Origin of the sequence: Roseateles sp. 22389 (assembly GCF_052044995.1) — a bacterium.
In the GTDB taxonomy this organism is placed as follows: Bacteria; Pseudomonadota; Gammaproteobacteria; order Burkholderiales; family Burkholderiaceae_C; genus Roseateles.
The window spans coordinates 138635-153897 of sequence record NZ_JBQEOF010000011.1 but is presented as its reverse complement, the minus strand read 5'-3'; the positions used below and the strand labels follow the sequence as shown (position 1 = coordinate 153897).

Annotated in this window: 8 protein-coding genes; all 8 read right to left on the bottom strand. The window is 70.3% G+C overall.

The annotated features are described in order from the left end of the window. Positions 1-7: 7 nt before the first annotated feature. Positions 8-709 (bottom strand): copper homeostasis protein CutC, encoded by a 702-nt coding sequence (locus ACTJKJ_RS16685; protein WP_440821106.1) that lies wholly within the window; start codon positions 707-709, stop codon positions 8-10. Next, complete coding sequence (locus ACTJKJ_RS16680) at positions 706-2082, bottom strand: alpha-L-fucosidase (protein ID WP_440821105.1); 1377 nt, start codon at positions 2080-2082, stop codon at positions 706-708. The genes ACTJKJ_RS16685 and ACTJKJ_RS16680 overlap by 4 nt, the downstream gene beginning before the upstream one ends. Before the next feature lie 73 nt (positions 2083-2155). Continuing rightward, positions 2156-4828 (bottom strand): TonB-dependent receptor, encoded by a 2673-nt coding sequence (locus tag ACTJKJ_RS16675; protein WP_440821104.1) that lies wholly within the window; start codon positions 4826-4828, stop codon positions 2156-2158. 183 nt (positions 4829-5011) lie between these two features. Then, positions 5012-7687 carry a beta-mannosidase gene (locus ACTJKJ_RS16670; protein ID WP_440821103.1) on the bottom strand — a complete coding sequence of 892 codons (2676 nt, stop codon included), beginning with the start codon at positions 7685-7687 and terminating at the stop codon, positions 5012-5014. Between the two features lie 16 nt (positions 7688-7703). Next, positions 7704-10145 (bottom strand): family 20 glycosylhydrolase, encoded by a 2442-nt coding sequence (locus ACTJKJ_RS16665; RefSeq protein ID WP_440821102.1) that lies wholly within the window; start codon positions 10143-10145, stop codon positions 7704-7706. Between the two features lie 11 nt (positions 10146-10156). Then, on the bottom strand, positions 10157-11236 hold the full coding sequence (locus tag ACTJKJ_RS16660; RefSeq protein WP_440821101.1) for a glycosyl hydrolase family 18 protein: 1080 nt from the start codon (positions 11234-11236) through the stop codon (positions 10157-10159). Between the two features lie 48 nt (positions 11237-11284). Next, a complete protein-coding gene (locus ACTJKJ_RS16655; RefSeq protein WP_440821100.1) occupies positions 11285-12973 on the bottom strand; it encodes an alpha-L-fucosidase in 1689 nt (562 codons plus the stop codon). A 24-nt stretch (positions 12974-12997) separates the two neighbouring features. Continuing rightward, positions 12998-15259 (bottom strand): glycoside hydrolase family 2 protein, encoded by a 2262-nt coding sequence (locus ACTJKJ_RS16650; RefSeq protein WP_440821099.1) that lies wholly within the window; start codon positions 15257-15259, stop codon positions 12998-13000. Positions 15260-15263: the final 4 nt, after the last annotated feature.

Below are 15263 nucleotides of genomic sequence, written 5' to 3'. Positions count from 1 at the left end.
CGCCGCGTCATAGCGCCTGCCGCAGCGCGGCGATGCGCGCGGCGTCGATGCCGGACGCGAAACTGCCGCCGGTGCGCGCGCCGCTGCCCACGTGGTACTGCCGCGCGCCGATGCGGCGATGCAGCGCGGCCAGGTTGCCCGCGTGTACGCCCGCGCCCACCAGCGGCTCGACGCCCTCGCCCAGACGCCAGCGCGTCACGAGTTGGGCGAGCAGCTCGGCGCCCTCCTCCGCGGTCGGCGCGGCCCCCGAGCTCAGTAATTGCGTCACCGCGCCGCGATAGGCGCTCAGCTCGCTGAAGGCGCGGACCGGATCGCGCGCCTCGTCGAAGGCACGATGGAAGGTCATCGGCAGACCATCAGCCCATCGCAGCACCTGGTCCAGGGCGGCGCGATCGATGTCGCCATCGGCCGTCAGCGCGCCGAAGACGAGGCCATGCGCGCCGGCGTCGCGCACCATCGCCACGCCCTCGCGCACCTGACGCATGTCGGCCTCGTCGTAGCAGAAGGACCGGGCGTGGGGCCGCACCATGACCATCACCGGCAGACGGCACTGCCGCACCACTTCGCGCGCCACCTGCGCGCTGGGCGTGAGACCGCCCTGCGCGATGTCGGACACCAGCTCGATGCGGTCCGCGCCGGCGGCCTCGGCCTCGCAGGCGTCCCGGGCCGTCAAGGCGATGACCTCGATGAACAGGGGCGCGCCGGTCATGGAGCGGCGAACAGCTTGAACTCGCGGATGGCCGCGACGCCAACGCTGTTGGTGATGCGCAGCCGCACGCGGCGCGCGCTCACCGGCGCGAAGCGGTCGATCTTCATGTGGCCGACCGCCTGCGCCTGCGCCAGCGTGATCCAGCGGCCGCCGTCCCAGGCCTCGATCCGGTAGCCGCGCACATGCTGGCCATCCTCCAGGCGCTCCATGGTCAGCGCGCGGTCGATCGTCACGGTCTTGCCGAGGTCCACCTCCAGCACACCGCGGTTGGCCTCGGTGACGGTCCAGAAGGTGTCGTCGTCGTTGTCCAGCGCGGCCTGCGCGCGCGCATCGGTCTTGACGTGCGTCGCCGCCACATTGGCGGCATTCCCGTAGCGCCGCTCCAGGGCCTGTCCGAACTCGGCCAGGCGCGTCACGTCCGCGTCGGGCAGCAGGCCGTGCCGGTCGGGCGCGATGCCCAGCACCAGCTGTCCGCCGCGGCCCACGCTGTCCTCGTAGTTACGCATCAGCTCGTCCACCGTCTTCAGCGACGCGGCGAATTCAGGCTTCGAGTTCCAGAACCAGAAGTCCTTGTGCAGCGGCGTGTCGACCTCCACCGGCCGCCAGCGCAGCTGGCCATGGCGGTCGATGACGTTCCAGTTCTCGCCCTCGATGACGCCGACCTCGTTGCCGACCCAGCGGATGTCGCCGTACTCGAACAGCGCGGTGTCGGCGAACACCATGGCATTGGGCTGATAGGTGCGCAGCTTCGCCACGTAATGCTCGAAGTCGTAGACATGCCCGTCGCTGCCCGCGCCGTCCAGCCACCACTCGACCAGCGGGCCGTAGCCCGAGGCCAGCTCGACCAGCTGGCCGGTGTAGAAGACGTCATAGGCCTTGGAATCGGCATAGCGGGGCTCGTGCCGGTCCCAGGGCGACAGATAGACGCCCATGCCCATGCCTTCGCGCTTCACCGCCTCCGCGGTCATGCGGACCAGGTCGCCCTGGCCGTTCAGCCACGGGCTGGACTTGACCGAGTAATCGCTCTGCTGCGTCGGCCACAGCGCGAAGCCGTCATGGTGCTTGGCCACCAGCACCAGGTAATTGGCACCCGCCGACTTGGCCGCGCGGGCCCACTGGCCAGGATCGACGCGGTCGGGATTGAACACGGCGGCCGGCGCCTTGCCGTCGCCCCATTCGCGGTCCAGGAAGGTGTTGGTGCCGAAGTGCACCAGCACGCCGAAGCCGCGGTTCTGCCAGGCCACCTGCTGCGGCGACGGGGTCGTCGCCGAGAACGAGTCCGCGGCGCATGCGGCCGTCCAGGGCGCCGCCATCGCGGCCATGCCCAGCGCCACGCCAAGCGCCGGCAGCCTCTTGATCAACGATCGGTACATCTGAGATCCATCACAGGTCACAAGAAGGGGCCGTCCGGCTCGCGCGAGCCGGTCGGCCCCGGTCACGTCACGCTCAGAGCTTGAAGTTCATGCCCAGCATGATGGTCCGGCCGTTCTTGTAGAAGCCGGTGGGCGCGTCCTTGTTGCCGCTGAACTGGTAGTAGGTCTGGTCCAGCAGGTTGGTCGCGCTCAGGCTGATGCCGATCTTCTTCGTGATCTCGTAGGAGGCCGACAGGTCCAGCTGCTTGTACTGGTCGGTGAAGTCCTGCGAGTTCAGGCGGCCGATCTGCGTGAAGTACTGCGAGCGCCAGCTGTAGACCAGGCGCGCGGTGAAGCCCGCGTATTCGAAGTACGGAATGATGTTGACCGTGTTCTTCGACAGGTAGGGCAGGTTCAGGCCTTCGCCGGTGTCCGCCTTGGCATAGGTGTAGTTGCCCTGCAGGCCGAAGCCGTAGCCCAGGTTCTGCTGGTACATCAGCGACAGGCCCTTGACCTTGGCCGAGCTGGCGTTCACCGGCGAGCTGATCGAGAAGGTCCGGTTGTTGATGACGCGGTCGTTCGTCACGTTCACGACGTAGTTGCTGACGTCGCGGTAGAAGAACTCGGCGCCCACCATGCTCTGCGGCGCGAAATACCATTCGCCGGCCAGGTCGAAGTTGGTCGACTCGTAGGGCTTCAGGCCGGGATTGCCGCCGCTGCCGGTGCCCTTGACCAGGTCCAGGTTGGTCGCGCCCGCGAGGTCCGAGTAGCGCGGCCGCGCCAGCACCTTCGCGACCGAGAAGCGCAGCACCTTGCTCGAATCCAGGTCGTAGGCGGCGTTGAAGCTGGGCAGCAGCTTGTTGTAGCTGGTGTCCGTCGTGGTCGGCGCGTAGGTCGTGCCGCCGTCGTTGGAGAGGTAGTAGTTCGAGTCGTCCTTGGTGTGCACGTAGCGCAGGCCGAAGTTGCCGCGCAGGCCGCCGACGTCGTAGTTGAACTGGGTGTAGAGATTCGACGTGGTCTCACGCACGCTGAAGGTCGAGCCGTAATCGATGTTGAACGGCCCTTGCGGCTGATTGAGCAGATAGTTCTTGACCTGCCCCAGATCGGCGGTGGGCCAGTTGCGGATGTCGCCGCTGACGTCCAGCCCGTCGTACAGCCCGGACGGCGCATTCGAGTTGCCGAACTGGTCCAGCGTGATGTCGCTGGTGGTGTTGATGCGATTGCCGCGCGCGTTGACACCGTTGTCGTGCTTGATGAACTTGGCGCCGACCATCACTTCGTTGATGGGCCCCAGGTCCAGCTTGTGGGACAGGTCGACCTGGCCATAGCGTTCGCGGTCGCTGCTTTCGGCGTAGTAGATGCCGCCGGCCTGGTACTTGCCGTCGATCTGCGCGCCCGGCGCGGACCCCGCCGGCGCGCCCGGCAGGCCCCAGTTGGAACGGCTGCCGTCGTCATAGACGATGCCGGCCTGCTTGGGACCGTAGTTGAAGGAGTAGCCGCCCGACTTCAGCAAATACTTCATCAGGTATTCCGGCGACTTGCCGCCGGAGGCCGAGGTGTAGCCGACCTGGCTGGAGAGCTTCCAGTCGTCGGCCTTGTACTCGTGCTGCAGGTTCAGGCTCTTGGTGACGACGGTGGACTCGCGGTAATTCGCGTCCAGTTCGGCATAGGGCTGGTTGCCGTTGCCGGCGCCGGCCGTCACGGTCGCCGCGGTGATCAGGCCGTTGTTGACCGTGGCCTTGGTGATCTTGTCGACGTCGCCGCAGCCGGGGCAGGCATAACGCGCCTCGCTGTAGTTGTTGTACTGGCCGTGGACATAGATGCCGGTCAGGTTGAACTCGTTGCGGGTATCGGGCTTCCATTGCAGCGCGCCCTGCAGGCTGTCGCGCTGGCGGGTCTGCTGGAAGAAGTCGCTGTCGATGGCCACCGGCATGCGCGCGGTCTGCGGATCGCCGCTGCCGGAGATCTGCGCCGTCGGGCTGATGCCGTTGCCGGTGGTGTAGCCGAAGAACTCGATGCCGGCCTGCGACAGCGTCTGCTTGTCATGCGAGGCGGCGATCAGCGCGCCGAAGTCGTTGCTCTCGTTCTTCCAGCTGTACAGCACCGAGCCGCGCGGATTGCCGTCCTTGGAGCGGTCGTTGTAGCTGTAGCCCAGCGAGCCGCGCAGCGTGTTGGCCGGCAGGTCCAGCGGCTTGCGGGTGTGGATGATCACGGTGCCGCCGATGCTGCCCTCGTCGATGCGGGCCTCGGGCGACTTGTAGACCTCCATCGTCCCGATGATCTCGGGCGACAGCAGCGTGTAGTTGAAGGTGCGGCCGCTGGTGTCGCTGGGGTTGCCGCCCCAGTCGCCCGAGGCGATGGTCTGGCCATTGACCAGCACGCGGTTGAGCGCCGGATCCGTGCCGTTGATGCTGACCTTCTCGCCTTCGCCGTACAGCCGGTCCACCGCCACGCCGGGCAGGTGGGCGAGCGATTCCGCCGCATTGGTGTCGGGGAACTTGCCGATGTCCTCGGCGCTGATCGCGTCGACGATGGAGTCCGCGTTGCGCTTGATGTTCATCGCGCGCTGCAGGCTGGCGCGGTAGCCGGTCACGTTGACCGTGTCGAGCGCCTTGGCCTTGGCATCGCGCGAGGCGTCCGGCGCGGCGTCCGGGGCGGAGGCGGCGGGGCTCGGCGGCGGGGCCGCCTGCGCGAACGCGGCCGGTCCGTAGATCGCGGCGATGGCGGTGACCAGGGTGGATTTCAGGAGGAGTCGATTCGGTTTCATGGTCGCAGTCTTCTTGGTGAGGGCCGTGAATGGAGGGGCGGTCGATACCGCGTCTTGGAATTGCTCTTGTCCCTGGGTTTCAAATTAGCTACTGCACATCGAGGTCGATCCGCTTTTTGGGCGGACGATCTGTTTCCTGGCGTCGGTCCCGCGGCGGCACAGCCGTGCGCCGCCGCGGTCCATTCAGCGGACTGTCGAATCCGCCAGGGAACGAAGATTCAGGTGGGCCTGCAAGTCGCCCGGCGAGGCCGTGGCGCGCAACGGAATCAGCACTTCCTCGCCGGCGCGGATGTCGAGCGCGTTGTCCGCGAGCTCGACCTCCAGCGGTCCGAAATCGATCCACACCGCGCGGGCGAAGGACTGGGTCTTGATCGCGAGCCGCCACGCGTCGGGACCGCCGGCGGGATCCCGCACCAGGCGCGTCTGGAAGCCCGGATCGGCCAGCTTCAGCTCGCGGGCGGGCACGAAGTACACGGTCTGGCGGGCCACCGCCCGGCCCTGCATCAGCAGCTCGACCTCGGCCACGGTGCGCGCCGGATCCGCGCCTTGCAGCAGCTCGGCATCGGCGCGGTGCCAGACCGGCGTCACGGCCAGCGGCCGCGCGGTCACGGTCGCGCGCTCGGAGCGCAGCACGCGGCCGTCCAGGTCCGACACGCGCAGGCGCAGCTCGGCGTCCTGGGGCTGGGTCCTGTCGGACACCACCGCGATCTCGGTGCCGTCGGCGCGGCGCAGCGCCGTCACCGTCGTGTCCGCGTAGAAGCGGCGCGCGTGGAACTGCAGCGCCTTCCAGCGGCCGGAGACATCGACGCTGGACCAGGACGCCCCCGGCCACACGTCGTTGAGCTGCCAGTAGAGCGAGCCCATGGACCGCGGGCGCCGGCTGCGCAGATGGCTGGCCGCCAGCTCGATGCCCTCGGCCTGCATGACCTGGCTGAGGTAGACGAAGGACGCGAAGTCCTTGGGCTCGCCATAGCCCTTGCGGATGTAGAAGAGCAGCCGGTCGTTGCCCACGTCGGGTCCCGCGGCCACGCCGAATTTCTGATGCGCGCGCATCACCGGCGAGTCCAGCCGCAGGTCCTGCGGGCCGGCGAAGCGGGCGATGGTGCGCATCTCGGGGTAGGACTGCAGGCCGTACTCCGACATGAAGCGCGGCGTGGTGTCGAGGAAGGTCTCGACCGGCGCGGAGCCGCCCCACACGCGCCAGAAATGCATGTCGCCATCGTCCATCTGGCCGGACGGCCCCTCCAGGTCGACGCCCGGCGAGGTGGCCCAGTAGGGCACGTCGGGCGCCTCGCGCTGGACGACGCCGCGCAGCACCTCGCCGAAGAGCTTGAGGTTGGCGCTCCACAGGCGCTCGCGCTCGTCGGGGGACAGCTTGTTCTTGAAGGCCAGCGTGGCGTCCCAGGTCTCCCAGTCGGCCTGCACCTCGTTGCCGCCGCACCAGAGCACGATGCTCGGGTGGTCGCGCAGCCGGCGCACCTGCTCGATGGCTTCCTGGCGGACGTTCTCCTGGAAGGCGGTGTCGGCCGGCAGGATGGCGCCGCCGAACATGAAGTCCTGCCAGATCAGCAGGCCCAGCGCATCGGCCTCTTCGTAGAACGCATCGCTCTCGTAATAGCCGCCGCCCCACAGGCGCAGCATGTTCATGTTGGAGCGCCTGGCGCTGAGCAGCAGCGCCCGCTGGCGCTCGCGCGTGACGCGATTGGGGAAGCTGTCCAGCGGGATCATGTTCGCGCCCTTGGCGAACACGGGAATGCCGTTGATGACGAAGGCGAAGCTCCGGCCCCAGGCGTCCTTCTCGCGCCGCAGTTCGACGCTGCGCAGGCCAGTGCGACGCTCGGCATGGGCCAGCTCGACGCCATCCTGCGTCAGGCTGGCGCGGAAGCGGTACATCGGCTGCTCGCCATAGCCGGCCGGGAACCAGCGCCGGGGCCGCTCGATGCGCACCGGCACGCTCAGCGCATTGCGGCCCGGGTCCAGCACCACGTCGCGGGTCAGCGTGAAGGGCGCGCCCTCGGGCGGCGTCACCTCGACCTGCAGCCGGGCGCTCCCGCCGCGGCCGGCCTGCACCTCCAGCTCGGCCGCGAGCTGCGCCACGCCTTCATCCACACGCGGCTGGCGCACGTGGAAGTCCTCGATGCGCAGGTGATCCCAGCTCTCCAGGCGCACCGGCTGCCAGATGCCCAGCGTCACGAAACGCGGGCCCCAGTCCCAGCCGTACTGGTACTGCGCCTTGCGGACGTAGGTGGCGGTGGCCACGCCCTTGGGCTCGTCGCCGAACTGCGAGTCATAGGCGCCCGGCAGCGCGTAGGGCTGCTTCAGCAGCCAGGGCTGCATCTTCCTGATCGGCGATTGCAGCCGCACCAGCAGCGTGTTGCGGCCCGGCTTGAGCAGCGCCTTGGCCGGCAGGCGCCAGCGGCGGAACATGTTGTCCGTGGCGGCCAGAGCCTGCCCGTTGAGGCTGACCTGCGCGAAGGTGTCCAGGCCGTCGAAGACCAGCTCCACCTGCTCGCGCGACAGCGTCGCGGCATCGACGTCGAAGGCCAGCCGGTACTCCCAGTCCGACAGGCCGATCCATTGCAGCCGGGCTTCGTTCTCGCCGTGGAAGGGCTCGGGGATCAGGCGCGCGTCCAGCAGGTCCGTCTGCACCGTGCCGGGCACGGTGGCGCCGCGCCAGTCCGCGGCCTCGGGGTGCGCCTTGGCGGCCTCGGGATCCGCGAGGCGGAACTGCCAGCCGCTGTTCAGCGGCTGCGTGTGCAGCTGCGCCAGCGCCCAGGGCGCCGCGCTGCCCAGCAGCGCGGCCAGGCCCAGTCCGCGCAGCGCGCGGCGGCAGCCGGTCAGGAAGGAGATGGGGGGCATCTTGGGGCGTCCTCGATCAGGGCCGGGCGGGCTCGGCGGCCAGCAGGCGCGCCGCGTCGATCGCGTACAGCGGGCCGTGGATGGGCGCGGTGAAGCGCAGGCACAGGTCCTGCACGCCGGTCAGCGGTGGCAGCGGCGCCTTCAGCGTGAAGGCCTGCGGCGCGCTGCCGGCAGGCAGCGGCAGCGACGCGAGCAGCGGCCCGGTGCAATCGCCCTGCCGCACCTCGAGCTCGCCCGCCGGCGTGCGCGCCGGGTGCTGGACGACCTTGACCGCGTCCTGCGCCAGGCCGTAGTTGCGGGCCAGCCGGCCGGCATCGACCGCGATGCCCTGCACGCCGTCCAGGCGCGCGCGCGGATAGATCCAGCAGGCATCGAGCAGATTGACGTTGAAGACGGGGGCCCAATCGGCCGCCTCGGTCCGCAGCGGCACGCGCAGGCCCATCTCGCCGGACGGGCAGGCCTGCAGCTGGTTGCTGGAGCGGGTCAGCAACGTCGCGGTGTCGAAGCGCTGCTCGCGCACGGCGGCCAGCGGCCGGCCCGCGGCATCGAAGGCCACCGCGCGCACGCGCGCGGGCAGCGTGACGATCAGCGGCTTTCCGTCGGCTTCCACCGTCAGCGACGCGGGACCTGGGTCGGAGCCGTCGAGCGTGTAGCGGATCTGCCCGTAGCCGAGTTGATTGCCCAGCCGCACCGGCGCCTGGCCGGCGGCGAGCATCGCGGCCGCGCCGCCGTCGATGTCGAACTGCACCGCGAAGGCGCTGTCGGCGGCGTTCACGCCCTGGCGCAGATAGCGCGCCCGCTGCAGCGCCAGGCGCGGCACGAAGCCGCGCCAATCGCGCAGCGCGGCCGGCGACCAGGCCACCTCCGCCACGGCGGCCAGACGGGGGAAGATCGCGTGCTCGCGGTGCCGGCGCGACGGCATGTACTCGGTCCACAGCGCGGCCTCCAGGCCCAGCACGTGCTTGGCGCGGTCGGCGTCCAGGCCGGCGGGCATGGCCTCGAAGGCATGGACCTTCTCGATGGGCAGCTGGGCCAGGCGCCCTTCCGGCTCGTCGTCGCGCGCGCTCTGCAGGTTGTCGAGGTAGAGCGAGCCCGCCGGCGCCAGCACCACGTCGTGGCCCAGGTTGGCGGCGGCGACGGCGCCCTCGGTGCCGCGCCAGGACATGACGGACGCGCCCGCGGGCAGACCGCCTTCCAGGATCTCGTCCCAGCCGATCAGCCGGCGGCCGCGGCTCTCCAGGTAGCGCCCGATGCGGCCGATGAACCAGCTCTGCAGCGCTTCCTCGTTGGCCAGGCCCAGCGCGCGGATGCGGGCCTGCACGCTCGGCGAGGCCTTCCACTGGTCCTTGATCGCCTCGTCGCCGCCCACGTGGATGAAGGGCGACGGGAACACCGCCATCACCTCGTCCATCACCTGTTCGATGAAGCGCAGGGTGGATTCATCGGCGTTGTAGAGATAGGGGTTCACGCCGTAGTCGACCGCCACGGCGGGGCGCGGATTGCGGCCCGGACCGTCGCCGATGTCCACGCCCAGGCGCGGATACGCGGCGACAGCGGCCTGCGCGTGGCCGGGCATGTCCAGCTCCGGCACGACGGTGATCTGGCGCTCGGCCGCGTAGGCCACCAGCTCGCGCATCTGCGCCTGCGTGTAGAAGCCGCCGTAGCGGGCCGGCTCGCCGCCGGGCGGCGTGCGCCAGCCGCCGATGCGGGTCAGGTCGGGATAGCGCTTGATCTCCAGGCGCCAGCCCTGGTCGTCGCTCAGGTGCAGGTGCAGCACGTTGAGCTTGTGCAGCGCCATCTGATCGACCAGCGCCTTGAGCTCGTCCAGCGGCGCGAAGTGGCGCACGACGTCCAGCATCAGGCCGCGCCAGCCGAAGCGCGGCTGGTCGACGATGCGCAGCACCGGCACGTCGACGCCGTCGCGCGCGTCATCGCCGTTGGCGTTGGCGTTGGCGTTGGCATCGAACAGTTGCCACAAGCTCACGCCCGCATACAGGAGACCGGCGTCGTCGCGGGCCTGCAGTGTGGCGCCGGCGGGCGTCACCGCCAGCTCGTAGGCGCCCTTGGGATCGGCGCCGGCGCGGGAATCGCGGCGCAGCACGATCGCGCCGCTGGAACCCTCCCGCACCTGCAGGCGCAGGTGGTGGTCGCGCCAAGCCATGGCCGCGAGGAAGCTCGCCGCGCGGCGCGCCCCGCGGTCGCCGGCCGGCACCGCGATGACCGCGCCCGGTGCCAGGCGCAACGCGCCCTCGCCGCGCGTGAGCTGCGCTGGCATCGGCACCAGCGGCAGCACCTGCGCCGGCAGTGGCGCGGGCGCGGCGGGCGCGTCGGTGCCGGCATGCGCGGCACCGGCGGCGGCCAGCGCGAGCACCAGCCGCAGCGCACGCAGCAGGCGCGGCGTGGACGACAGCGGCGGCGTGCGCGGCACGGTCGCGTTGGCGGGACGGCGGGTTCGCATCGACCGGGTCCTCAGCGCCGCGACAGCGGCAGTTCGTCCCAGACGGCCGGGTCTTCCGCGCCGATCACCCAGGCGCTGAAGCCGTCGATGCCCGCGGCCTTGACCAGCGCATAGCGCTCGCGGAAGCCGCGCGCGTCGGGCATGAACACCCATTCGCGCATCTGGTCGCGCTCGAACCAGTAGTAGGAGGTGCGATCGACCTCGTCCCAGCGGATGGTGGCGCCGTAGGTGGCGGCCAGCGGGATGGACTCGTCGGCATCGATGTAGTCGCCGACGATGTTGGGCGCCTCCTTGCCGTCCTCGCGCACCGGGTTGCCGGTCGACCAGCGGTAGCCGTACAGCGCGATGCCCAGCGAGAGCTTGTGCCGCGGCACCACCTTGAGCGCGTAGTCCAGGTGCTCCTTCATCCAGGGATAGCCGTCCACCGGACCGGGCGCGGTCCAGCGGGTGTGCTGGTCATAGGTCATCAGCGACACCAGGTCGGTGACCTTGCCCAGCGCCTCCAGGTCGTAGGCGCCGCGCCAGAACTCCCACATCCACTTGGAGAAGGGGCCACGGCCCGACGCGCCTGGTGCGTTCGGCACCACGGCGACGCTCAGCTGCAGGCCGGCCTTGTGCAGCGCGTCGGCCGTGCCCTTGGCCATGCGCGTGAAGGCGTCGCGATCGGTCCAGGCGATGTTCTCGAAGTCGTACTGGAATCCGATGAAGCCGTGCTCCTTGGCGGCGCGCAGCAGCGACGCGTTCATGCGCGCCTGCGCCTGCTCGTCATGCAGCAGCTTGTGGAAGCCCTCGCGGGTGGTCGTCATCGACACGATGGGCATCACCGGCACGCCCTTGCTCTTCGCGAGCGACAGCACGAAGGGATTGGGCGCGCCGTTGACCAGGCCGGCAGCGTCGACGCCGTACCAGGTCGGCACCAGCAGGTCGACCTTGTCGGCGTGGGCGACGAAGGCGTTGACCGACTTCTGCGTCTCCATCATGTAGAAGAGCGCGCGCGGCGCGGCCAGGGCCTGCTGCGCGAGGCCCGCCAGGAGCAGCAGCAAGGGCGCGGCACACAGCCGCAGGCACCGGAGGAAGGGGGAATCAGACATGGAGGGATTGGTGGTTGAGTGTCTGGAGGTGTCGCGGGCAGGCGCTGCTCAGCGCGACTCGATCTTGAAGACGTAGGCATGGCGGCCCACGGGGTCCTTGGGCACGCGCAGATGCAGGCCCGCGGCGTCTTGCGTGAAGGGGATGTCGCTGCGGTCCGCAAGCAGCGTGACGCGCTTGACCGGCGCCGCCAGCGCGCTGGGCGCCAGCGAGCGGATCAGCAGCTCCTGCCGTCCGTCGTCGCGCGCGGCCGGCCAGCCCAGGCCGATGGCGTAGAGCACCGGGCCTTGCGTGGTGAAGCGGAAATCCTCGGGCGTGTAGGGCTTGGCGTTGCGGTCCTGGAAAGTGCCGCCGACCACTTCCGTGGGGCCTTCGCCGAAGCGGGTCCAGGGCCGGCTGCCGTAGATGGCCTCGCCATTGAGCTTGAGCCAGTCGCCCATCTCCAGCAGGATGTCGCGCGCCGGCTCGGGGATGCTGCCGTCGCCGCGCGGGCCGATGTTGAGCAGCAGGTTGCCGTTCTTGGACACCACGTCGATCAGCTGATGCAGCAGCTGGCCGGCCGGCTTGTAGGTGTCGCCGTCGATGTAGCCCCAGGAGGCGTTGCTGATGGACGTGTCGGTCTGCCAGGTCTGCGGCTGGATGCCGACCATCTGGCCGCGCTCGACGTCGTAGGTGCCGGCGCCCTGCGGGAAGGCGTCGAGCTTGAAGTCGATGACGGTGGCCTCGCCGCGGCGCGCGCCCTGGTTGTAGTAGTACGCGGCGAAGCTGGGCATGGTGTGCGCCCGCATGCTCGCGTGGCCGATCCACCAGTCGAAATACATCAGGTCCGGCTTGTAGGTGTCGACCAGTTCGGCGGTACGGGCGAGCCAGTCGTCCAGCCAGGCCTGGGACACGTAGGTCCAGTCATGCGGCAGGTCGCCGTCGTCCTTGCCGTGCAGTTCGCGCAGCTGCGCCGGGCCATAGAGCGCGGCATAGCGCGGATCGTTGACGTCGGAGGCGATGCGGCGGCCGCCGTCGAAGAACCAGTCGTGCTCGGCGCGGTGCGAGGAGGTGCCGAAGCGCATGCCTTCGGCGCGGATGGCCTGGGCCAGCTCGCCCAGCACGTCGCGCTTGGGGCCCATGGTGGCGGCCGTCCAGTCGCTCAGGCGCGAGCGGTACATCGCGAAGCCGTCGTGGTGCTCCGCCACCGGCACCACGTAGCGGGCGCCGGCTTGCGCGAACAGCCGCGCCCAGGCCTTGGGATCGAAGCGCTCGGCCTTGAAGCGGGCGATCAGGTCCTTGTAGCCGAAGGCGGCCGGCGAGCCGTAGGTCGCCAGGTGATGCTCATGGGGCTTGCTGCCCGCCTGGTACATCTCCCGCGAGTACCACTCGTTGCCGAAGGCCGGCAGCGAGAACACGCCCCAGTGCACGAAGATGCCGAACTTCGCGTCCGCGTACCACTGCGGCGTCTTGTAGCCCTGCAGCGAGGTCCAGTCCGCGCGGAAGGGGCCGGCCGCGACACCGGCCTGCACCTGGCGCAGCACGCGGGCGCGCTCGCCATCGAACTTGCTGACCGACTGGCGCCAGATGGCGTCGATCTCAGCTGGCGACAGCGTGGCGGCGGTGGGCGCGGTCGGGTCGGCGGCCGGCGCCACCGTGGCCGTCTGCGCATGCACGCAGGCCGGCCCGAAGGCGGCCACCGTGGTCAGGACGCTCGCGACGGTCATGGCGCTCAGGCAGCGGTGGCGGAAGGTGGACATACGGCGAGGACTTCCTGTGGGAGTTCAGCGATCCACCGGTGCGGCGGCATCGGGGATGGGAGCGGGGCTGGCGGGGGCTGGCTTGGCCTCGGCGGGGAACGGCGCGGCGCCCAGGCGAAGCGCGGCCTGCTCCAGCCGGCTCTCGAGCGCGAGCGCGCCATCGGGCGCGAGCACGCGCAGTCGCAGCGTCGCGGCCGGCAGGCCCTTCTCCGCCGGCCACCGGCCTTGCAGCGTGAACGGGGCGGCGAGGTCCGGCAGGCCTTGCGCGCCCTGCCCGATCAGCCGGCCGTCGCGGTCCGTCATGCGCCACTCGGCGCGGTAGCCCAGCAGCGGATAGGAAGGCAGCTGCGCCGCGCCATTGGCCTGCAGCACGGCCTGGAAGCCCGACAGCCCCTCGCCTTCCCAGGCCCAGCCCAGGCGCGCCGTCAGCGGCGCGTTGCGCTCCTGGTAGGCGGCATACGAGGGCTTGCGCTGGCGATGCTCGTCGACCACGCCGTGGTCCACGTAGCCGGCGGTCTCGCCGACGGCCAGGTTGCGATGCGACTTGTAGTCCTGGTAGATCCAGAAGATCGCGCCTGCGACGAAGTCGCGCCGGGCGAAGGCGTCGAGCTGCTGGCGCAGGTTGGCGATGCGCTGGCGGTCGGCCTCGGCGGCGTTCGGCGCGAAGGGGCCGACGAAGCCGTACTCGGAGATGACCAGCGCCTTCTCCGGATAGGTCTTCTGGATGAAGTCCAGCCAGGGCTCGACCTGCTCGGCGGCGCCGCTCCAGCTGCCGAAGTAGGCGTTGGCCATGAGGAAGTCGGCCTCGTGCAGCGCAGCGTTGTCGCGCCAGGGCGCGATGCTCACGTCGGAGTCCGCGAAGGTGAAGAAGCGCGCGGGATCGAGCCGGCGGACCGCCGCCTTCATGCGCCGCACGTAGTCCAGGCCGCCGGGCAGGCGCGTGTCGCTCTCGTTGCAGACGCTCCACGCGAAGATGCTGGCGTGGTTGCCGTCCGCGGCGATCATCTCGCCCAGCATGCGCTCGGCCAGGGCCTGCACGCGCGGGTCCTTCAGCTGGGCCTCGCTGAACTGCCACACCGGGATCTCCGGCACCAGCAGGATGCCGTGGCGATCGGCGTAGTCGAGCACCGCGGGCGGCTGCGGATAGTGGACCGGCCGCGTCAGCGTCGTGTGCAGCGCGCGCAGGTCGTCCCAGTCATGCAGGATGCTGCCGCGGGTCTCGGCCAGGCCTTCCCAGGGCGTGTCCTCGTGGCGCGTCAGGCCGGTCAGCCGCACCGGACGATCGTTGACCCAGAGCTTGCGGTCGCGCAGCTCGATGCGGCGCAGGCCCAGCGTGTCGCTACGCGTGTCCAGCACCTGGCCTTGCTCGTCCTGCAACTCGGTGACCACGCGGTAGAGCTGGCCGTCGCCGATGTTCCACAGCCGAGGCCGCGCGATGGCCAGGCGCAGGTCCGCGCTGCCCTTGCCTCCGGCCGGCAGTTGCAGCGGCTGGCGCGCGGAGGCCGCGGTCGCGCCGTCCGGCGCGAAGGCGGTGGTGACCACCTGCAGGCGGCGCGCGCGCGGGCTCGCGTTCTCCAGTTCGACGCGAGCATCGACCTGGGCGGGCGCCTCGCCGATGCCGCGGCCGGCCAGGGCGCCGCTCAGCGTGGCGCGCAGCGTCTGGCGGCGCACGAGCGCGCCATCGCCGACGCTCAGCCACACGTCGCGCACCAGGCCGCCGAAATGCCACCAGTCGTACCAGACGCTGCCGCTGCCCGCCAGGCGCATCGCGTGGCCGGGAATGCTGCTCGCAGTCGGCCGGTTGTCCACGGCGACCACCAGCAGATTCGGCTGGCCGCGCCGCAGCAGACCGGTGATGTCGAAGGCATGGGCCGTGTGGCCGCCTTCGTGCTGACCGACCTCCACGCCGTTGAGCCAGACGCGGCTGCGATAGAACGCGGCGCCGAAGTTCAGCTCGACATGCACCTCCGCCGCCAGCGGCAGCGTCAGGTCGAGCCGGCGGAAGTACCAGCCGGTACCCTCGAAGTCGACGTCCGGCTCGGTGTCGGCATTCCAGGTGTGGGGCACGCTCACGCTGCGCGTGTTCGCCGGAACGGCAGCGGTCCAGCCGGCGGCCACGCCCTCGTCCTTCGGATCGGTGCGGAACTGCCAGCCGTCGTTGACGTCGATGCGCGTGGCGGCTTCGGCCAGCGCCGGCAGCATGGCCAGCGGCAGCACGAGGCTCGCCAGCACGGCCAGCCGGGACAGTGAACTCGTCATCGTGAGCAGGAGGGGGTGGCGTCGCATGACG